The sequence below is a fragment of the Pantoea sp. X-Soil-TKNS-1207 genome, from assembly GCF_059730485.1.
This window is the reverse complement of sequence record NZ_AP035958.1, coordinates 2,490,754-2,509,995: the sequence shown is the minus strand read 5'-3', so window position 1 is coordinate 2,509,995 and position 19,242 is coordinate 2,490,754. Positions and strand designations below refer to the sequence as shown.

Annotated in this window: 19 protein-coding genes; 10 read left to right on the top strand and 9 right to left on the bottom strand. The window is 56.6% G+C overall.

Annotation, left to right across the window (positions count from 1 at the left end; genetic code table 11):
- Positions 1-32 precede the first annotated feature (32 nt).
- Positions 33-1,130 (bottom strand): glycerol dehydrogenase, encoded by a 1,098-nt coding sequence (locus AC6I8V_RS11820; protein WP_497842450.1) that lies wholly within the window; start codon positions 1,128-1,130, stop codon positions 33-35.
- 171 nt (positions 1,131-1,301) lie between these two features.
- Here AC6I8V_RS11820 and AC6I8V_RS11815 point away from each other — a divergent pair, with 171 nt between their 5' ends.
- Positions 1,302-1,922 (top strand): LysE family translocator, encoded by a 621-nt coding sequence (locus AC6I8V_RS11815; RefSeq protein ID WP_497842449.1) that lies wholly within the window; start codon positions 1,302-1,304, stop codon positions 1,920-1,922.
- A 3-nt stretch (positions 1,923-1,925) separates the two neighbouring features.
- Here the strand turns inward: AC6I8V_RS11815 and cmoB are convergent, their stop codons facing one another.
- The 3 genes from cmoB to AC6I8V_RS11800 form a co-directional block, all read right to left on the bottom strand.
- Positions 1,926-2,894 (bottom strand): tRNA 5-methoxyuridine(34)/uridine 5-oxyacetic acid(34) synthase CmoB, encoded by a 969-nt coding sequence (cmoB, locus tag AC6I8V_RS11810; RefSeq protein WP_497842448.1) that lies wholly within the window; start codon positions 2,892-2,894, stop codon positions 1,926-1,928.
- The gene (gene cmoA, locus AC6I8V_RS11805; protein WP_497842447.1) at positions 2,891-3,619 is read right to left on the bottom strand and encodes a carboxy-S-adenosyl-L-methionine synthase CmoA; all 729 of its coding nucleotides are present in this window, start codon (positions 3,617-3,619) and stop codon (positions 2,891-2,893) included. The genes cmoB and cmoA overlap by 4 nt, the downstream gene beginning before the upstream one ends.
- A gap of 93 nt (positions 3,620-3,712) precedes the next feature.
- A complete protein-coding gene (locus AC6I8V_RS11800) occupies positions 3,713-4,534 on the bottom strand; it encodes a DUF72 domain-containing protein (RefSeq protein ID WP_497842446.1) in 822 nt (273 codons plus the stop codon).
- A 233-nt stretch (positions 4,535-4,767) separates the two neighbouring features.
- Between AC6I8V_RS11800 and aspS the strand changes: the two genes are divergently transcribed.
- The 6 genes from aspS to ruvB all read left to right on the top strand — a co-directional run bounded on the left by aspS (position 4,768) and on the right by ruvB (position 10,171).
- Complete coding sequence (aspS, locus tag AC6I8V_RS11795; protein WP_497842445.1) at positions 4,768-6,549, top strand: aspartate--tRNA ligase; 1,782 nt, start codon at positions 4,768-4,770, stop codon at positions 6,547-6,549.
- A complete protein-coding gene (gene nudB / locus AC6I8V_RS11790; RefSeq protein ID WP_497842444.1) occupies positions 6,549-6,980 on the top strand; it encodes a dihydroneopterin triphosphate diphosphatase in 432 nt (143 codons plus the stop codon). The genes aspS and nudB overlap by 1 nt, the downstream gene beginning before the upstream one ends.
- Positions 6,981-7,142: 162 nt before the next feature.
- A complete protein-coding gene (locus AC6I8V_RS11785) occupies positions 7,143-7,886 on the top strand; it encodes a YebC/PmpR family DNA-binding transcriptional regulator (protein WP_497842443.1) in 744 nt (247 codons plus the stop codon).
- 37 nt (positions 7,887-7,923) lie between these two features.
- On the top strand, positions 7,924-8,451 hold the full coding sequence (ruvC, locus tag AC6I8V_RS11780; RefSeq protein WP_497842442.1) for a crossover junction endodeoxyribonuclease RuvC: 528 nt from the start codon (positions 7,924-7,926) through the stop codon (positions 8,449-8,451).
- A 92-nt stretch (positions 8,452-8,543) separates the two neighbouring features.
- On the top strand, positions 8,544-9,158 hold the full coding sequence (gene ruvA / locus AC6I8V_RS11775) for a Holliday junction branch migration protein RuvA (protein ID WP_497842441.1): 615 nt from the start codon (positions 8,544-8,546) through the stop codon (positions 9,156-9,158).
- 8 nt (positions 9,159-9,166) lie between these two features.
- On the top strand, positions 9,167-10,171 hold the full coding sequence (gene ruvB / locus AC6I8V_RS11770) for a Holliday junction branch migration DNA helicase RuvB (RefSeq protein ID WP_497842440.1): 1,005 nt from the start codon (positions 9,167-9,169) through the stop codon (positions 10,169-10,171).
- A 7-nt stretch (positions 10,172-10,178) separates the two neighbouring features.
- On the opposite strand, the gene znuB is transcribed toward ruvB, so the two are convergent.
- Positions 10,179-10,964: a zinc ABC transporter permease subunit ZnuB gene (gene znuB / locus AC6I8V_RS11765; RefSeq protein WP_497842439.1), complete on the bottom strand. Its 786-nt coding sequence runs from the start codon at positions 10,962-10,964 to the stop codon at positions 10,179-10,181.
- Positions 10,961-11,716 (bottom strand): zinc ABC transporter ATP-binding protein ZnuC, encoded by a 756-nt coding sequence (gene znuC, locus AC6I8V_RS11760; RefSeq protein ID WP_497842438.1) that lies wholly within the window; start codon positions 11,714-11,716, stop codon positions 10,961-10,963. The genes znuB and znuC overlap by 4 nt, the downstream gene beginning before the upstream one ends.
- A gap of 77 nt (positions 11,717-11,793) precedes the next feature.
- On the opposite strand from znuC, the gene znuA reads away from it, so the two are divergent.
- The 3 genes from znuA to lpxM all read left to right on the top strand — a co-directional run bounded on the left by znuA (position 11,794) and on the right by lpxM (position 15,212).
- Positions 11,794-12,765, top strand: a complete 972-nt coding sequence (gene znuA / locus AC6I8V_RS11755; RefSeq protein ID WP_497842437.1) for a zinc ABC transporter substrate-binding protein ZnuA — start codon at positions 11,794-11,796, stop codon at positions 12,763-12,765.
- 14 nt (positions 12,766-12,779) lie between these two features.
- Positions 12,780-14,111 (top strand): murein DD-endopeptidase MepM, encoded by a 1,332-nt coding sequence (mepM, locus tag AC6I8V_RS11750; RefSeq protein WP_497842436.1) that lies wholly within the window; start codon positions 12,780-12,782, stop codon positions 14,109-14,111.
- A gap of 126 nt (positions 14,112-14,237) precedes the next feature.
- Positions 14,238-15,212, top strand: coding sequence for a lauroyl-Kdo(2)-lipid IV(A) myristoyltransferase (gene lpxM, locus AC6I8V_RS11745; protein ID WP_497842435.1), 975 nt, complete (start codon positions 14,238-14,240; stop codon positions 15,210-15,212).
- A gap of 120 nt (positions 15,213-15,332) precedes the next feature.
- Here lpxM and AC6I8V_RS11740 read toward each other — a convergent pair whose 3' ends face one another.
- The 3 genes from AC6I8V_RS11740 to AC6I8V_RS11730 form a co-directional block, all read right to left on the bottom strand.
- On the bottom strand, positions 15,333-16,568 hold the full coding sequence (locus AC6I8V_RS11740) for an MFS transporter (protein WP_497842434.1): 1,236 nt from the start codon (positions 16,566-16,568) through the stop codon (positions 15,333-15,335).
- Between the two features lie 85 nt (positions 16,569-16,653).
- A complete protein-coding gene (gene pyk, locus AC6I8V_RS11735) occupies positions 16,654-18,096 on the bottom strand; it encodes a pyruvate kinase (RefSeq protein WP_497842433.1) in 1,443 nt (480 codons plus the stop codon).
- Between the two features lie 108 nt (positions 18,097-18,204).
- The gene (locus AC6I8V_RS11730) at positions 18,205-19,083 is read right to left on the bottom strand and encodes a MurR/RpiR family transcriptional regulator (protein WP_497845824.1); all 879 of its coding nucleotides are present in this window, start codon (positions 19,081-19,083) and stop codon (positions 18,205-18,207) included.
- Between the last annotated feature and the right edge of the window lie 159 nt (positions 19,084-19,242).

Genomic DNA, 19,242 nt, shown 5'->3' with positions numbered 1-19,242 from the left:
GCGTTTTATTGCGCCGCCAGGGTAGGTTGATATTAATTTACGGTTTTGCTAAACGCATCCACCGCCAGAATGGCGTTGGCGATATCTTCCGGCGACAGATTCGGATTCAGGTTCTTCAGCGTATCGCCTTCGCTGTTAGCCAGCGCACCGATCCGCACCAGATTGTCCCAGCTTTCCTTCTCCAGATGCAGCTCCTTCAGCGTGGTCGGCATATTAATGGAACGATAGAAACGGATGTAGCGGGCGATCTCTTCATCCGGGCGCTGCTCCAGCACCATCTGCGTCAGAGTGCCGTACGCCACTTTCTCACCGTGAGTCAGATGGTGGATATCGCCATCAATAGCCGTAAAGCCGTTGTGAATGGCGTGCGCTCCCGCCAGCCCGGCATTCTCAAAGCCCAGCCCGGACAGCAGGGTGTTGGCCTCCACCACCGCTTCCACCGCCGGGGTGACACGTTTTTCGCTTACCGCGGTGTAGGCGCTAAAACCCCAGGTCAGCAGTGTCTCTTCACAGGCGCGCGCAATAGCCGTCCCGGCGATGGTGGGATCGCCATGCAGCATCGATTTGGCATGGGAACGTAACACCGCCTGCGCTTCCAGCCAGGTGGCAAGGCCATCAGCAATGCCGGAAGCGAACAGACGAGCGGGTGCACTGGCGCAGATAGCGGTATCCACCAGCACCAGGTCCGGGTTTTTACTGTAGAAACGATAGCTTTCAAACACGCCGTGGTCAGTGTAGATGACCGATAACGCGCTGCATGGCGCATCGGTAGAAGCGATGGTCGGGACGGTGACAACCGGGAGTTTTAACTCATCCGCCACCGCTTTTACCGTATCCAGGGTTTTACCGCCGCCGAAGCCGACAATGACATTGCTGCCGAATGATTTAGCCAGCTGTGTCAGTCGGTCGATTTCATTAACAGAGGCTTCGCCATTAAACTTCTGGCGTCTAAATTCAATGCAGTCGGCGTTTAATGCCAGTTGAGTCCGATTGCCAATCAGTTGCCAGACAACATCATCGGCAACCAGAAACGCCTGATCTCCCAGCTCCGCGAGATGTGCCCCTAGCTCATCCAGCATCCCCGCGCCCTGTACATATTTCCGTGGTGAAGAAAAAATGAACCTACTCATATCCATAACTCCTTGTGGTTAGAAATCATGAAACATTCTGACACAAATAGGTGGTTAAAATTTGATCAGTACAGCAATTTGAAAAATTAATGCCACAAACTTATATTGAGCTGCTACCGTCCAGACGCCAATGTAACGCTCAGCGAATGAGGCACTCTCAGGGAACACGCCATGACCTTACTGATTTCATTTCTGTTTGCTATCACCCTTCTTACCTTAACCCCTGGTTTTGATACCGCGCTGGTGCTGCGTACCGCTGCGGCGCAGGGCTGGCAGCGCGCCTCGGCCACGGCGCTTGGCGTGACGCTCGGTTGTCTGGTATGGGGGGTGATGGTCGGACTGGGGCTGGGCGCACTGCTGCTGGCCTCGGAAATGGCTTACAACCTGCTGAAATGGGTGGGTGCGGCCTATTTGCTGTGGTTGGGCGTGAAACTGCTGCTGAATCCGCGTACTCAGGCGCTGGAAGGGCAACTCACTACCACGAAGGAACAACGCTTTTCCGCCTGTTTCGTGCGCGGGTTGCTGGGCAACATGCTGAATCCGAAGGTCGGGGTGTTTTACGTCACCTTCCTGCCGCAGTTTATTCCGGCCGGCGCCTCGGTGCCGCTGTGGTGTACGCTGATGGCGCTGACCCACATGCTGATTGGCTTAGTCTGGAATGCGGTGTTAATTGGCGGCAGTCATTATTTTGCGCAGCATCTGCGTCGCCCAGGGGTGATTAAAATGATGGATCGTCTGACGGGTTGCGTGTTTATCGGTTTCGCCGCGAAGCTGGCGCTGTCGCGGCGTTAAGAGTTACGGCTTGCGTGCCACCAGCACCGCACGCAGCGGGGCCGGATAACCTTCAACCGTTTTGCTGCTGTCGCTGGGATCGAGGAACTCGGCCAGCGATTCGCTGGTCATCCAGTCGGTACGACGTTGTTCTTCCACCGAGGTGATGGCGTAATCGACGATGCGGACATCGACAAAGCCACACTTCTCCAGCCAGCTTTTCAGCGCGGCGGCAGACGGAATAAAGTAGACGTTACGCATCTGCGCGTAGCGTTCGCCCGGCACCAGCACCGCGTTTTCATCACCTTCGATCACCAGCGTTTCCAGCACCAGCTCGCCTTCGCTGACCAGCTGATTTTTCAACTGCAACAGATGATCCAGCGGCGAACGGCGGTGATATAACACGCCCATGGAAAACACGGTATCAAACGCCTGCAACGCAGGCAGCTGCTCAATGCCGAGCGGCAGCAGATGCGCGCGGCGGTCATCGCCCAGCAATTTACGCACCGCTTCGAACTGACACAGGAACAGCTGCATCGGATCGATACCCACCACCAGATGCGCCCCGGCGCCGATCATGCGCCACATGTGATAACCGCTGCCGCAGCCCACATCCAGCACCGTCCGTCCGGCCAGCGACGAGATATGCGGCAACACGCGCTGCCACTTCCAGTCGGAACGCCATTCGGTATCGATCTCGGTGCCGTAGAGCGAATAAGGTCCTTTGCGCCACGGCATTAAATTACGCAGCAGCTTCTCAATTCCGGCGCGCTGGCGATCGGTTAAGTCATCCTGCTGCGCGCTGACGCTGTGCAGCAAATCGAGTTTCTGCGGTTGCAGGGCGGGCAGATGCTCGATCGACTTTTCCCAGTTGCGAAAATGGCCGTGCAGATTTTCCCGCTGCCAGGCCGCAACCTGCGCGGGTAACACTTCCAGCCAGCTGGCGAGCGGGCCAGTGGCGATTTGCTGATAGAACCTGCCAAAATCAATCATTTCAGCGCCACCAGCGATCCAAAGTTGAAGCACTGGAACCACAGCTCGGCATGGGCAAAACCCGCCTGCCTGAGGCGGGCTTTGTGGACTTCCACGCTGTCGGTCAACATAACGTTTTCCAACATGCTGCGTTTCTGGCTGATCTCCAGTTCGCTGTAGCCATTGGCGCGTTTGAAGTCGTGATGCATGTTAAACAGCAGCTCGCCAACCTCGGCATCCTCAAAGCTGAACTTCTCGGACAACACCAGCGCGCCACCGGGGTTCAGACCCTGCGCAATCTTTTGCAGCAGCACGACGCGCGCATCCGGCTCCAGGAACTGCAACGTAAAGTTGAGCACCACCAGCGAAGCGTTTTCGATGTGGATATCGCGGATATCCGCTTCTATTACCTGCACCGGGGTATCGGCACGGAAGGCATCGATATGGCGGCGGCAGCGTTCAACCATCGCCGGGGAATTATCGACAGAAATGATCTGGCAGCCAGACACATGGATATTGCGGCGCACCGACAGGGTCGCGGCACCGAGCGAGCAGCCAAGATCATAAACCTGGCTGTTGGGCTGCACAAAGCGTTCTGCCAGCATCCCAATCATCGAAATGATGTTGGAATAACCGGGCACCGAGCGCTGAATCATATCGGGAAAGACTTCAGCCACGCGCTCGTCAAAGGTCCAGTCGCCCAGTTTATCGATGGGCGCGGAAAATAGCGTATCGCGGTCAGACATAATGAAATATCCGGAGAGAAAACGGAAAGGGCGCTATTCTGGCAGAAACTGCCGCAGGCTGCACCCGTTTCCCATGAGTGTAGCCTGCCGGCGTCAGAACAGGCTGGATTGCTGAGGCCAGGCAGGCAGGGCGGGCAGGCGACTCTCCAGCTGTTGCAGCTGCGGCCACAGTGCCTGGATCAGCGGAAATACCTCGCCCATATCCGGCGTATGGATAAACAGCAGCGGATCGCTCTCCGCCAGCCATTCGGGCAACTTCGCCTGCCACGGCTGGAACAGCGGCAGGGTTTCATCGACGCTGTCGCTGCCGATAAAACGCACCATCGGCTGGCTGCCGGTCCGCACCGCATGGGGCGGCACGCGTGGCTTCTTGCTGCGCGCATCAATGGCGGCGGCGGTTTGCGACCGGGAGGCGTGCACCGGGCGGCTATCGAGAATCACCCGGTTCACGCCGCGCTGTTGCAGACCACGATTGAGTGCGCGCTCCGCCTCGCCTTTGGCAAAAAACGCGGCATGACGCACCTCCACACCGTAACTGAAGCGACGCGGCAGGCTATCGAGAAACTGCCACAAGTCATTGAGCTGCGCCGGTGAAAAGGCGGCGGGCAGCTGAAGCCAGTATTGGCCGATGCGCTGAGCTAAGGGTTCCAGCAGGCGGAAAAAGTCGTTCAGCAATTCGTCGCAGTTACGCAACGCCGCCTGGTGACTGATGGTGGCCGGAAATTTAAAGCAGAAGCGGAAATCATCGTGGGTCATATCGCGCCAGCGCAGCACCACTTCGGGCTTCGGCAGCGCGTATAAGGTGGTGTTGCCTTCGACGCAGTCAAACAGCTGCGCGTAATCGGCCAGCGTTTCCAGGCCAAATTGTTTCCAGTGCGTATGCTGCCACTGCGGTAAACCGATACGTAGTGTCAAAAACCGACTCCAGGACAATTGCAGGCGGGAAAATAAGGCGTAGGTTAACCTGTTTCAGGCAAGGCAGGAAAACCGGGCGTAACAAAAGTGGATGTTTTGTCCGCTTTGGCGCGGCTCTACTTATCCTGGCAGGCTTTTTCCATTATAATGGCCGCCTTTTTTGCGGCAGCATCTCAGAAGGTTACGCGGCCTGATGCTGTCTGGCAGCAGCGGCGAAGTTAAAAGGATACGTTATGCGTACAGAATATTGCGGACAGCTCAATCTGTCTCATGTGGGTCAGCAAGTCACTCTTTGCGGGTGGGTAAACCGCCGTCGCGATCTGGGTAGCCTGATTTTTATCGATATGCGCGACCGTGAAGGTATCGTTCAGGTGTTCTTCGATCCCGATCGTCAGGAGGCTTTCCAGCTGGCATCTGAGCTGCGTAACGAATTCTGTATCCAGATCACCGGTACTGTGCGTGCGCGTGATGAGAAGAATAAAAACAGCGACATGGCGACTGGCGAGATTGAAATCTTCGCCCACGACCTGAACATCATTAACCGTGCTGAGCCGCTGCCGCTGGATTCCAACCAGATCAACAGCGAAGAAGCACGTCTGAAATACCGTTACCTCGACCTGCGTCGCCCGGAGATGGCACAGCGTCTGAAAACCCGTGCGAAAATCACCAGCTTCGTACGTCGTTTTATGGACAACGAAGGTTTCCTCGATATCGAAACCCCGATGCTGACCAAAGCCACGCCGGAAGGCGCACGTGACTATCTGGTGCCGAGCCGCGTGCATAAAGGCAAATTCTATGCGCTGCCGCAGTCGCCACAGCTGTTCAAACAGCTGCTGATGATGTCGGGTTTTGACCGCTACTATCAAATCGTGAAGTGCTTCCGCGACGAAGACCTGCGTGCCGACCGCCAGCCGGAATTCACCCAGATCGACGTGGAAACCTCCTTTATGAGCGCCGAACAGGTGCGTGAAGTGATGGAGCGTCTGATCCGTGAACTGTGGCTTGATGTGAAAGGCGTGGATCTCGGTGACTTCCCGCAGATGACCTTCGCGGAAGCGATGCGCCGTTACGGTTCGGACAAACCGGACCTGCGTAACCCGATGGAGCTGGTGGACGTTGCTGACCTGCTGAAAAACGTCGAATTCCAGGTCTTCTCTGGCCCGGCGAACGATGCCAAAGGCCGCGTTGCCGCGCTGCGCGTGCCGGGCGGTGCCAGCCTGAGCCGTAAGCAGATTGATGAATACGGCAAGTTCGTGGAAATCTACGGCGCCAAAGGTCTGGCGTGGATGAAAGTCAACGAGCTGGCGAAAGGCTTTGAAGGCGTGCAAAGCCCGGTGGCTAAGTTCCTGGATGCCGCTATCGTGGCGGAAATTCTCGCACGTACCGGCGCACAGGATGGCGACGTGATCTTCTTTGGTGCCGATCGCGCCAAAGTGGTGGCCGATGCGCTGGGTGCACTGCGTCTGAAAGTGGGCCGTGACCTGCAAATCACCAACGACAAAACCTGGGCGCCGCTGTGGGTTATCGACTTCCCGATGTTCGAAGCGGATGACGAAGGCGGCCTGGCAGCGATGCACCATCCGTTCACCTCACCGAAAGAGATGAGCGCTGAGCAGCTGGCGGAGAACCCGGAGCAGGCGGTAGCCAATGCTTACGATATGGTGATCAACGGTTACGAAGTGGGTGGCGGTTCGGTGCGTATCCACAGCGGCAAAATGCAGCAGGTGGTGTTCAGCATCCTCGGTATCACCGAAGAGGAGCAGCGCGAGAAATTCGGCTTCCTGCTGGATGCGCTGAAATACGGTACGCCGCCGCACGCGGGCCTGGCATTTGGTCTGGATCGCGTCACCATGCTGCTGACCGGTACCGACAACATCCGTGACGTGATTGCCTTCCCGAAAACCACGGCGGCAGCCTGTCTGATGACCGAAGCGCCAAGCGAAGCCAACCCGGCAGCGCTGGCCGACCTCGGCATTCAGCTGGCGCCGAAGAAAGACAAGCTCGAGAATAAATAATGGGCTATAAGCATCCGGTTTCGGTTCTGGTGGTGATTTTTGCTCAGGACACCGGACGGGTGCTGATGCTGCAACGCCGTGATGACGAGAGCTTCTGGCAATCGGTCACCGGCAGCCTCGAAGCGGGGGAGACCCCGCTTCAGGCGGCACAGCGCGAAGTGCAGGAAGAACTGGCGATTGATGTCGTTACCGAACAGCTCCTGCTGGAAGATTGCCACAAACAGATCGACTTCGAGATCTTCCCACACTATCGCCATCGCTACGCGCCGGGCACTACGCACAACCGCGAACACTGGTTCCGGCTGGCGCTGCCCGACGAACGCGACCCGGTGCTCAGCGAGCATCTTGCCGCCCGCTGGCTGGCTCCCGCCGATGCCGCAGCCCTGACCAAGTCCTGGAGTAACCGCCAGGCAATAGAAGAATTTATTTGAATGTCTGTTCGCCGCGCGTTTTTTTGGCGGCAGATTCGCTAAGATTTTTATTGATTCAATGCGGAACCACAGAACTGCATTGCGGACTTGAACAGTCGGGCGTCAGCGGCGCAGCGAGATCGCAAGTGAGACAGCCCGTGCAATATACAAGAGAGAAGATATATGGCAGGACATAGTAAATGGGCGAACACCAAACACAGAAAAGCTGCGCAGGATGCTAAGCGCGGAAAGATCTTCACCAAAATCATTCGCGAGCTGGTGACTGCCGCGAAACTCGGTGGTGGTGATGCCGGTTCTAACCCGCGTCTGCGCGCGGCAATGGACAAAGCCCTGTCCAACAACATGACCCGCGACACCATGAACCGCGCCATTGCACGCGGCGTGGGCGGTGAAGATGATTCCAACATGGAAACCATCATTTATGAAGGTTACGGTCCGGGCGGCTCTGCGGTGATGATTGAGTGCCTGAGTGACAACCGCAACCGTACCGTCGGCGAAGTGCGTCATGCCTTCACCAAAACCGGTGGCAACCTCGGCACAGATGGCTCAGTGGCGTATCTGTTCAGCAAAAAAGGCGTGATCTCCTATGCACCCGGTCAGGATGAAGACAGCCTGATGGAAGCTGCGCTGGAAGCCGGTGCTGAAGATGTCGTGAGCTACGATGACGGGGCGATTGACGTGTTCACCGCGTGGGAAGAGTTGGGCGCGGTGCGTGATGCGCTGGAAGCGGCTGGCCTGAAAGCCGACAGCGCTGAAGTCACCATGATCCCATCCACCAAAGCGGAACTGGATGCGGAAACCGCACCAAAACTGCTGCGTCTGATTGATATGCTGGAAGATTGTGACGACGTGCAGGAAGTTTACCATAACGGTGAAATTTCTGATGAGGTGGCGGAAACGCTGTAATGGCGTTTTCACTACGGCCACCCGCCGGAGGCGCGCAATGGCGATAATTCTCGGGATCGACCCCGGCTCGCGCGTCACCGGCTACGGGGTTATCCGCCAGACCGGCCGCCAGCTCAGCTATCTGGGCAGCGGCTGTATCCGTACCAACGTTACCGATCTGCCATCCCGCCTCAAGCTGATCTATGCCGGTGTGACCGAAATCATCACCCAGTTCTCCCCCGATTTTTTTGCCATCGAACAGGTGTTTATGGCAAAAAACGCCGACTCAGCGCTGAAGCTGGGCCAGGCGCGCGGCGCGGCCATTGTCGCGGCGGTGAATCTTGACCTGCCGGTGTTTGAATATGCGGCGCGTCAGGTAAAGCAGACGGTTACGGGTATCGGCAGCGCCGAGAAAAGTCAGGTGCAGCATATGGTGCGTACCCTGCTGAAGCTGCCTGCCAATCCGCAGGCGGATGCCGCCGATGCGCTGGCCATCGCCATCACCCATTGCCACGTCAGCCAGAATGCGGCGCGTATGAGTGATAGCAAACTGGTGCTGACGCGCGGCAGGTTACGATCGGGTTAGCGGAAATAGCACGACGCCCACAGGCTGGATATTCATCCAGCCTTTTTTATGGTATATAAACGGGCTAACTCACAAATTAAGGAAGCGCTCAGGTGATTGGTCGTTTACGAGGCAACATTCTGGAAAAACAGCCGCCGCTGGTGTTAATTGAGGCGCACGGCGTCGGTTATGAAGTGCATATGCCAATGACCTGCTTTTATGAGCTGCCTGAGCTGAACCAGGAAGCGATTATCTTCACTCAGTTTGTGGTGCGTGAAGATGCGCAGCTGCTGTTTGGTTTTAACAGCAAGCAGGAACGTGCGCTGTTCCGTGAGCTGATTAAAGTCAACGGCGTCGGACCGAAGCTGGCGCTGGCGATCCTTTCCGGTATGTCGGCGCAGCAGTTTGTCACCGCGGTGGAAAAAGAAGAGATCGGCGTGCTGGTGAAACTGCCGGGCGTAGGTAAGAAAACCGCCGAACGTCTGGTGGTAGAGATGAAGGACCGCTTTAAAGGGATGCATGGCGACCTGTTCGGTGGCGATTCGGCCTTTACCCTCACCACGCCGTCTGCCGCCTCCGAGAGCAACGACGCGGAAGCAGAAGCGGTTGCGGCCCTGGTAGCGCTGGGGTATAAACCGCAGGAAGCCAGCCGCATGATCAGCAAAGTTGGCCGACCTGATGCGGATTGCGAAACGCTAATTCGCGAAGCCCTGCGCGCAGCCATTTGAGGTAATGCATGATTGAAGCCGATCGTCTGGTCTCCGCCAGCGTTGTTAACGAAGAAGAGAGCCTCGACCGCGCCATTCGTCCTAAGCTGCTGGCGGAATATGTCGGCCAGCCGCAGGTGCGTGAGCAGATGGAAATCTTCATCAAGGCGGCGCAGCTGCGCGGTGATGCGCTCGACCATCTGTTGATTTTTGGTCCGCCCGGACTCGGCAAAACCACGCTGGCGAATATTGTCGCCAATGAAATGGGCGTCAATCTGCGTACCACATCCGGCCCGGTGCTGGAGAAAGCCGGCGATCTGGCGGCGATGCTGACCAACCTTGAGCCGCATGACGTGCTGTTTATCGATGAGATCCATCGCCTGTCACCGGTGGTGGAAGAGGTGCTCTATCCGGCGATGGAAGATTATCAGCTGGATATCATGATCGGTGAAGGTCCGGCCGCGCGTTCAATCAAACTCGATCTGCCGCCGTTTACCCTGATTGGCGCCACCACCCGTGCCGGTTCGCTGACCTCGCCACTGCGCGACCGTTTCGGCATCGTCCAGCGTCTTGAGTTCTATAACGTGGCCGATCTGCAACATATCGTGGGTCGCAGCGCCGCCTGTTTAGGTCTGGCGCTGAGCGAGGAGGGTGCACTGGAAATCGCCCGTCGTGCGCGTGGCACGCCGCGTATTGCCAACCGTCTGCTGCGCCGCGTACGCGACTTCGCTGAAGTCCGGGCTAATGGCGACATGAGCGGCGAGGTTTCGGCCAGCGCGCTGGATATGCTGAATGTCGATAGCCAGGGCTTTGATTATATGGACCGCAAGCTGCTGCTGGCGATTATCGATAAGTTTATGGGCGGCCCGGTCGGGCTGGATAACCTTGCGGCTGCTATCGGTGAAGAACGCGAAACTATCGAAGATGTGATTGAACCCTACCTGATTCAGCAGGGCTTTATTCAACGCACGCCTCGTGGCCGTATGGCAACGCAACATGCGTATCGTCACTTCGGCATTACGCGCGAAGAGTAAACCGGCGTCAGGCCGCCGGTTTCTTTGTCATGCTGATAATAAACAGCACGGCAGCACACAACACCACGGAAGGACCGGCGGGCGTGTCGTAAAGCGCTGATAAGCTCAGGCCGCCGGTCACCGCCAGAATGCCGATAATCACCGCGAAGCCAGCCATCTGCTCTGGCGAACGCGAGAATCGACGCGCGGTGGCGGCCGGGATGATCAGCAGTGACGTAATGATCAACGCCCCGACAAACTTCATCGCCACACCAATGGTCAGCGCCGTCACCAGCATCAGCATCAGGCGGGTGCGCTGGATATTCACCCCATCCACCTGTGCCAGTTCCGGGCTGATGGTCATCGACAACAGCGAACGCCACTGCCACGCCATCACCGCCAGCACAATCGCTACGCCGCCACCCATCATCCACAAATCCTGTGGCGTCACCGCCAATAGATCGCCGAACAGATAAGCCATCAAATCGACACGCACGCCGGACATCAGGCTGACCACCACCAGACCAAGCGACAGTGCGCTGTGTGCCATGATGCCGAGCAGGGTATCAATCGCCAGGTGAGGACGGCGTTCCAGCCAGACCAGGCCCAGCGCCAGGCAGACGGTCACCCCAATCACCGCATAATAGGGATTGACGTTAAACAGCAGACCGAAAGCCACGCCGAGCAGGGAGGCATGGGCGAGGGTATCGCCAAAATAGGACATGCGGCGCCAGACGACAAACGCGCCAAGCGGACCGGCCGCCAGTGTCAGAAGCACACCGCCAAGCCAGCCAGGTAATAACAATTCAATCATGACGGGCCGTTTCCTTTGCGCAGAACAATGCGTCCCTGTAAATCGTGACGATGATTATGATGATGGCGATAGATCGCCAGCTGCTGCGCTCCGCGCGGACCGAACATGGCGATAAATTCCGGATGCTGCGACACCGCTTCCGGCGTGCCGGAACAGCAGATATGGTGATTGAGGCATAGTACTTCATCGGTTTTCGCCATCACCAGATGCAGGTCGTGGGAAACCATCAGCACGCCACAATTCAGCTCACGGCGCAGCTGGTCAATCAGGTCGTATAAGGCGACCTGTCCGTTGACGTCCACGCCCTGCGTCGGTTCATCCAGCACCAGCAGTTGCGGATTGCTGAGCAACGCACGGGCCAGCAGTACGCGCTGGGTTTCGCCGCCGGAGAGTTTCTGCAACGGCGCATGAAGCAGATGACCGGCCTGAACACGCTTCAGTGCGGGCAGGATGGCATCCCTGGTGCTGCCACGCGATAAACGCATAAAGCGTTCAACGGTGATCGGCAGGGTAGGGTCGATATGCAGTTTTTGCGGCACATAGCCAATGCGCAAATCGGGCGCACGCTTTACCTCACCGCCATCCGGTGCTAACAGCCCCAGCACCACGCGGACAAGGGTTGATTTCCCGGCGCCATTTGGGCCGAGCAGCGTCAAAATTCTTCCCGGCTCGAGGGACAGGCTGATGCCCGCCAGCACCGGGCGCTGGGAGAATTTCACAGAAATGTTTTCGAGCGTAACAAGTGAAGACATGATATTTACAGGTTGCACAGAATTTCGAATGTTATAATATCACATTCCATCAACGGGTCACGATGGAATGACGCATTATGTTACATATTAAAAAGCGCCTTGCTTTTACTCTTCCTGCGGCAGCGCTCGCCGCTTCTTTCGCCCTGCCCGCATCAGCGGCAGTGGTAGCCTCAATTAAACCGCTTGGATTTATCGCCGCTGCGATTGCTGATGGCGTAACGCCGGTAGAAGTGCTGCTGCCGGATGGCGCGTCTGAGCATGATTATGCACTACGTCCGTCAGATGTAAAACGTATTAAAAACGCAGACTTAGTGGTTTGGGTTGGACCGGAAATGGAAGCCTTCCTGACGAAGTCGGCGGCAGAACTGCCGGCCAATAAAAATCTCGAAATTGCCGCGATGCCAGGCGTCAAACCGCTATTGATTAGCGGCGATGATGATGACGATGATCATGAGCAGGGTCACGCTGCGGCGGCAGGTTCAGAAAATTCTGGTAAACAAGACGCATCTGATGAACACCATCACCATGGTCAGTTTAATATGCATCTGTGGATGTCCCCAGAGATAGCAAGACAATCTGCTGTTGCAATCCACGGAAAATTATTGGAACTTATGCCGCAAAGCAAAGCCAAACTGGATGCCAACCTGCAGCAATTCGAGGCAGAACTGGCGGATGCAGACAAACACATTGGCGCGCAGCTTACGCCGGTGCGGAATAAGGGTTACTTCGTTTTTCACGATGCTTATAGCTACTTTGAAAAACATTACGGTTTGTCACCATTAGGACATTTTACCGTCAACCCTGAGATCCAACCGGGTGCACAGCGTTTACATCAAATACGAACACAGTTGGTTGAGCAGAAAGCCGTATGCGTTTTCGCTGAACCACAATTCAGGCCGGCAGTCATCGATGCCGTGTCGAGGGGGACCAATGTGCGCAGAGGCACGCTGGATCCACTGGGCATGGGAATCAGCTTAACCAAAGACAGCTACGTGAAATTCCTCTCACAGCTGTCGAGCCAGTATGCAAGCTGCCTGAATGGAGCATAGAGGAATAGGTAAAAGTGCAGCAGATAGCCCGCTCTGTCGCCCTCGCATTTAATAATTTGCCGCGCCCCCACCGCGTTATGCTGGGGTCATTAACTGTTGTCACGTTGGCCGTCGCTGTCTGGCGGCCTTACGTTTATCATCCCACCGATGATGCTACGCCGATTGTCAAAGACATCACATTGGACAAGTTCGAATTGCGTCATCTGCTGCCGGAAGCCAGCGAGCCGATTGATCAATCGACGCCGGAACCGGAAGAAGACATCCCCGCTGACGACATCGATAAAGACGTACCGGATAACCCGAACGTTCACGATTACACCGTTTCATCGGGCGACACCCTGAGTAGCGCGCTCAACCAATATGGTATCGATCTCGGTGACATCAACGCGCTGGTCAGCAGCGATAAAGATCTGCGCGGCCTGGGGGTTGGACAGCAACTAAACTGGACACTGAATGCCGACGGACAGCTGCAAACCTTCTCCTGGGAAATTAACCGCCGCGAAACCCGCACCTATCAGCGCCAGGAAAATGGCAGCTTTAAGATGGAGCAGGTGCTGCAAAAAGGGGAATGGCAGAACAACGTGCTGAAAGGCGAAGTGCAAGGCAGTTTTGCCACCAGCGCCCGGAATGCCGGACTGACCAGCGCAGAAACCAGCAGCGTAATCAAAGCGATGCAGTGGCAGATGGATTTCCGCAAACTGCGTGCAGGCGATCAGTTTAGCGTGCTGATGTCGCGCGAGATGCTCGACGGCAAGAGCGCGCAAAGCCAGCTGGTGGGCGTGCGCTTACGTACTGGCGGCAAAGATTACTATGCGTTCCGCGCCGATGACGGCAAATTTTACGATCGCAACGGTTCTGGCCTGGCGCGCGGTTTTATGCGTTTCCCGACGGTGAAACAGTATCGCGTCTCGTCCAACTTCAACCCGCGTCGTCTGAACCCGGTAACCGGCCGTATTGCGCCGCACCGTGGTGTCGACTTTGCGTTGCCGATTGGTACTCCGGTGTTAGCGGTGGGCGACGGTGAAGTGGTAATGGCGAAGAACGGCGGCGCAGCGGGTAATTACGTGGCGATTCGTCATGGTCGCCAGTATATGACGCGCTACATGCACCTGAGCAAAGTGCTGGTAAAACCGGGGCAGAAAGTGAAGCGTGGCGATCGCATTGCGCTCTCCGGCAATACCGGACGCTCCACCGGTCCGCACCTGCACTATGAAATCTGGATCAACAATCAGGCGGTTAATCCGCTGACGGCGAAACTGCCGCGTATGGAAGGCCTGACCGGTAAAGATCGCAGCACCTACCTGGCGCAGGTGAAAACCAACCTGCCACAGCTGGCGCTTAAATAACGGATTATCACGGGCAGACCTGAAAAACCGACGGATTCTTCGTCGGTTTTTTGCTATCTGGCGCACGAAGATTGCAAAATTAGTCATCGTCACTATTATTGTCCGGTCATTGTCAGAGGCGAGTGCATGGAAACCCGTAAGAAAAATAACATTGAGTTTATTCCCGTTTTTCAACGTTCTTTTTTGAAGCCGAAATACTGGGGCAACTGGCTGGCGATTGGTGCGCTGGCCGGTATGGCTATGTTGCCAGCAAAAGTCCGCGACCCGCTACTGGGCGGATTGGGTAAGCTGGCAGGCAAGCTGGCGAAAAGCGCACGTCGCCGTGCACTGATCAATCTGTATTATTGTCTGCCGGAGCTTAGCGAAGCTGAGCGCGCAGAGATTGTCGATCGCATGTTTGCCACCGCGCCGCAGGCGATGGTGATGATGGCTGAACTGGGGATGCGTGACCCGGCGCATGTGCGCCAGCGTGTTGACTGGTACGGACGCGAGATCATTGATCAGCTACAGGCCAATAAAGAAAACGTCATTTTCCTCGTGCCGCATGGCTGGGGCGTGGATATCCCGGCGATGCTGCTGGCGTCCGAAGGGCAGATGATGGCGGCGATGTTCCACAATCAGAGCGATCCGCTGATGGATTACGTGTGGAATACCGTGCGTCGCCGCTTTGGTGGCCGGATGCATGCGCGTAATGACGGCATCAAACCGTTTATCAGCTCGGTGCGCCAGGGCTACTGGGGCTATTATCTGCCGGACCAGGATCACGGCGCGGAACACAGCGAATTCGTTGATTTCTTTGCGACTTACAAAGCGACCTTGCCCGCCGTGGGCCGTCTGATGAAGGTGTGTCGCGCGCGCGTCGTGCCGCTGTTCCCGGTGTATAACAGCGCCACCCATCGTCTGGAAGTGTATGTCAGACCACCGATGGATGATCTGCTGGAAGCGGATGATAAAACCCTGGCGCGTCGCATGAATGAAGAAGTGGAAATCTTTGTGCGTCCGCATCCGGAACAATATACCTGGATTCTGAAGCTGCTGAAGACGCGTAAAGAGGGCGATATCGAGCCTTATGTGCGCAAAGATCTCTATCCACGTAAGTAAATAAACCGGCCTGGCGGCGCCTCACCTGGCAGAATGGGTGAGACACCGGCAGGCCATGATTATTTGCAGAGCTACGCTGAGCTAACCTTCCAGCACTGACAATGCCGTGCCCGCCGAAATTTACCCCATCGTTTCTACATGGCTGCGACGTTTCCGCTCACGCAGGAACAACGTGACCAGACCAAACCACAGTACGCCGCTGGTAAAGTTGATAGCGCTGAACCACGGCGTGCCACCGCTGAAATAGCCACTTTTCGCCAGTTCAATGCCGATGGCTAACGTCAGGATGCTGATCATACCCAGCATCGCCGCAATGCTGCCTTTGCCCTCATTGCTGGCGTAGAGCGTCAGACGATACAAACCGGCATTCACCATCCCGGCACCAAAGGCATACAGGCTCAAACCCGCCGTCAGCAGCAGATAGGTGTGGCTGTTGAGCAGGTTTGCCAGCAGCGCAATGCTCAGACCAATCAAAATTGGCCAGGCGGCGAATTTCACCGGTTGTTCAATCGGCACCCGCCCGGCCAGTTTGCCGAGGGTCAGATTGCCGCCGATCATCGCCAGAAACACCGGCAGTTGCAGCAGGGCATAGTGCATCCGCGACAGCCCTTCATCATGCATCAGGATCACCGGCGACAGGGCCACCCAGGTGAGAATCGGGATAAACACCAGGCCAATGGCGAAGGAGCCATACATGACCTGACGATCGCGCGCCAGGCGACCATAGGCCCGTGCCAGGCTCGGCAGGGCAATGGAGTGACTACGGTCGCCGGCAGTTTCCGGCATGATGCGCCACAGCAGCGCAAAGGCTACCAGGCTACAGAACGCGAACAGCCAGAACATGCTGCGCCAGTCGCCAACGGTAAGCCATGCGGCACCGGCTAACGGGCCGGCCAGCGGCGCCAGCAAGGCGACGTTAGCCATTAACGCCATCATGCGTACCGCCAGCGCTTCGGAAAACGCTTCCTGCACGGCGGCATAGCTGACGGCACCGATAAAGCACAGGCTGATACCCTGAACAAAGCGCAGCGCGACGAACTGCTCAATAGTGCTGACCCAAGTGGTGAGGATGCAGGCGGCGGCGAAGAACAGAATGCCAAACAACAGCACCGGACGACGTCCGTACTTATCGGAAAGCGGCCCGAGCAGCCATTGCAGTACCACGCCGCCCATCAGGTACGCGGTCAGCGAGGTGGAGACCCATTCCGGGCCGACGCTGAATTCCTGAGTCACCAGCAACATGCCCGGCTGGATCATGTCGTGCGCGATATAGGTGGCAAATTCGAACAGCACCAGCGCCAGTGGGAACAGCAGCACGCGCCCGGTGAGTTGGGTTATGGGTTGATAGCGGGCCATCTGGCCTCCTTGTCAGAGAAAATAAAACGCGACTGCCAGGCAGTCGCGTTTTTCCATGTGGTACAGCCGCTGTCAGTGGGCGTAATTAGTCTACGCGCAGTACACGGCTGGTGTTGGTGGTGCCGGTGGTCGCCATCACGTCGCCCTGGGTGACAATCACCAGGTCGCCGGACACGAGGAAACCTTTGTCACGCAGCAGGTTAATGGCATCGTGCGCTGCGGCAACACCGTCATTATTGCTGTCGAAATAAACCGGCGTCACACCACGGAAAAGTGCGGTCAGGTTCAGCGTACGTTCGTGACGTGACATTGCGAAGATCGGCAGGCCCGAGGTGATACGTGAGGTCATCAGCGCGGTACGGCCTGATTCAGTCATGGTGATGATGGCGGTCACACCTTGCAGGTGGTTCGCGGCATACATCGCAGACATGGCAATCGCTTCTTCGATATTGTCGAACTGCACGTCAAGACGGTGTTTAGAGACGTTGACGCTGGGGATTTTTTCCGCGCCCAGACACACTTTAGCCATCGCCGACACGGTTTCCGCCGGGTACTGACCCGCTGCGGTTTCCGCCGACAGCATCACGGCGTCGGTACCATCCAGCACGGCGTTCGCCACGTCCATTACTTCGGCGCGGGTCGGCATCGGGTTGGTGATCATCGATTCCATCATCTGCGTAGCAGTGATGATGGTGCGGTTCAGCTGGCGCGCACGGCGGATCAACGCTTTCTGAATGCCGACCAGTTCCGGGTCGCCAATTTCCACGCCGAGGTCACCACGGGCCACCATCACCACATCGGAGGCGAGGATGATGTCATCCATGGCTTCCTGGGTCGCGACGGCTTCGGCACGTTCCACTTTCGCCACCAGCTGCGCATCACAACCCGCGTCGCGCGCCAGACGGCGGGCATAGTTCATATCTTCGCCGCAGCGCGGGAAGGAGACGGCCAGATAATCAACGCCAATTTTCGCGGCGGTAAGAATATCGGCTTTGTCTTTCTCGGTCAGCGCTTCGGCTGACAGGCCGCCGCCCAGTTTGTTAATGCCTTTGTTGTTGGAGAGCGGGCCACCGACGGTCACTTCGGTGAACACTTTCATACCCTGAACTTCCAGCACTTTCAGCTGCACACGACCGTCGTCCAGCAGCAGAATGTCGCCCGGCACCACGTCGGCAGGCAGACCTTTATAGTCGATACCGACTTTCTCTTTGTCGCCTTCACCTTTACCCAGGCTGGCGTCCAGCAGGAAGCGGTCGCCCACATTAAGGAACACCTTGCCTTCTTTAAAGGTGGATACACGGATTTTTGGACCCTGCAAATCACCCAGGATTGCTACGTGGCGGCCAAGTTTCGCCGCAATCTCACGCACTTTGTTGGCGCGCAGCTGGTGATCTTCCGGGGTACCATGGGAGAAGTTGAGTCGTACAACGTTCGCACCCGCAGCAATGATTTTTTCGAGGTTGTTATCGCGATCGGTTGCCGGGCCGAGGGTTGTAACGATCTTGGTTCTTCTGAGACGTCTGGACATGAAGGACTCCGTTGACTAAGTATCGTGTCCCTGTCATCTGGACACGTTGTGGTCACATATTCTATATGATCGATGGGCTGTGATTCGACTCACATTGTGAATGTGATGTTAATTATTTTGCTGTGCATTGATTTTTTCCTGCACATGCTTCTCCAGGCGCGAATCTCTCAGCGCCTCTTTAACCCGTTTAAGATTTTCGCGAAAAGAGGTGCCGCACTCAAGGGTAAAACCCGTTGCCAGGACATCGACCATGGTCAATTGTGCCAGGCGGGATACCATCGGCAAATAGATATCAGTATCTTCAGGGACATCAAGCGTCAGCGCCAGGGTGGCTTCTGCAGCAAGGGGTGAACCCGGAGAGGTGATAGCCAACACGGTGGAAGCGTTTACACGCGCCAGGCGAGCCAGTTCTATCATATTTTTGGTTCGACCAGTATGTGATATGAGAACAAAAACGTCATTTGGCCCACTATTTATGCAACTCATGCGCTGGATCACAATATCCTCTGACCAGATGACCGGCAGATTAAAACGCAGGAATTTATTGGTTGCGTCATGGGCCACCACCGCAGACGCGCCGAGGCCAAAAAAGGCGATCTTATTGGCTCGCGTCAGCGCCCGTACTGCCTGATGGATCACCGGCATATCCAGCTGCTGACGCACGCGATTCAACCCGGCCAGCGCCGAGTCGAAAATTTTGTGGCTGTAGCTTTCTACGCTGTCATTTTCTTCCACATCGCGGCTTACCCAGCTTGGGCCTTTCGCCAGGCTCTGCGCCAGTTGCAGTTTAAAATCGGGAAAACCCCGGGTGCCCATACGATGACAGAAGCGGTTTACCGTCGGTTCGCTCACCTCGGCAGCGCGCGCCAGCGTGGCGATACTGGAATGCATCGCCTGTTGGGGGGCTGCGAGGATCTGTTCCGCAACTTTTCGTTCCGATTTACTCAGCGCCGGTAGTTGCGCCTGAATTTGTTCCAGCATATTGATAACCCGATGACCACTCATCACTTTTGCCGATGTCATTCCGGGATGAAACGGCGCTCTGTTCAGAAGAATATACCGTGTAAACTGCTGTCGCACGCAGTGGCGGATAAATGTAAACGTGATTTTTTTGTCATACTTTGACGCGCGATGGGTTTTAGCCCG

Coding starts and splice junctions, on each gene's coding strand:
- AC6I8V_RS11820 (WP_497842450.1), bottom strand. CDS start 1,130: ATGAGTAGGTTCATTTTTTCTTCACCACGGAAATATGTACAGGGCGCG.
- AC6I8V_RS11815 (WP_497842449.1), top strand. CDS start 1,302: ATGACCTTACTGATTTCATTTCTGTTTGCTATCACCCTTCTTACCTTA.
- cmoB (WP_497842448.1), bottom strand. CDS start 2,894: ATGATTGATTTTGGCAGGTTCTATCAGCAAATCGCCACTGGCCCGCTC.
- cmoA (WP_497842447.1), bottom strand. CDS start 3,619: ATGTCTGACCGCGATACGCTATTTTCCGCGCCCATCGATAAACTGGGC.
- aspS (WP_497842445.1), top strand. CDS start 4,768: ATGCGTACAGAATATTGCGGACAGCTCAATCTGTCTCATGTGGGTCAG.
- nudB (WP_497842444.1), top strand. CDS start 6,549: ATGGGCTATAAGCATCCGGTTTCGGTTCTGGTGGTGATTTTTGCTCAG.
- AC6I8V_RS11785 (WP_497842443.1), top strand. CDS start 7,143: ATGGCAGGACATAGTAAATGGGCGAACACCAAACACAGAAAAGCTGCG.
- ruvC (WP_497842442.1), top strand. CDS start 7,924: ATGGCGATAATTCTCGGGATCGACCCCGGCTCGCGCGTCACCGGCTAC.
- ruvB (WP_497842440.1), top strand. CDS start 9,167: ATGATTGAAGCCGATCGTCTGGTCTCCGCCAGCGTTGTTAACGAAGAA.
- znuB (WP_497842439.1), bottom strand. CDS start 10,964: ATGATTGAATTGTTATTACCTGGCTGGCTTGGCGGTGTGCTTCTGACA.
- znuC (WP_497842438.1), bottom strand. CDS start 11,716: ATGTCTTCACTTGTTACGCTCGAAAACATTTCTGTGAAATTCTCCCAG.
- znuA (WP_497842437.1), top strand. CDS start 11,794: ATGTTACATATTAAAAAGCGCCTTGCTTTTACTCTTCCTGCGGCAGCG.
- lpxM (WP_497842435.1), top strand. CDS start 14,238: ATGGAAACCCGTAAGAAAAATAACATTGAGTTTATTCCCGTTTTTCAA.
- AC6I8V_RS11740 (WP_497842434.1), bottom strand. CDS start 16,568: ATGGCCCGCTATCAACCCATAACCCAACTCACCGGGCGCGTGCTGCTG.
- pyk (WP_497842433.1), bottom strand. CDS start 18,096: ATGTCCAGACGTCTCAGAAGAACCAAGATCGTTACAACCCTCGGCCCG.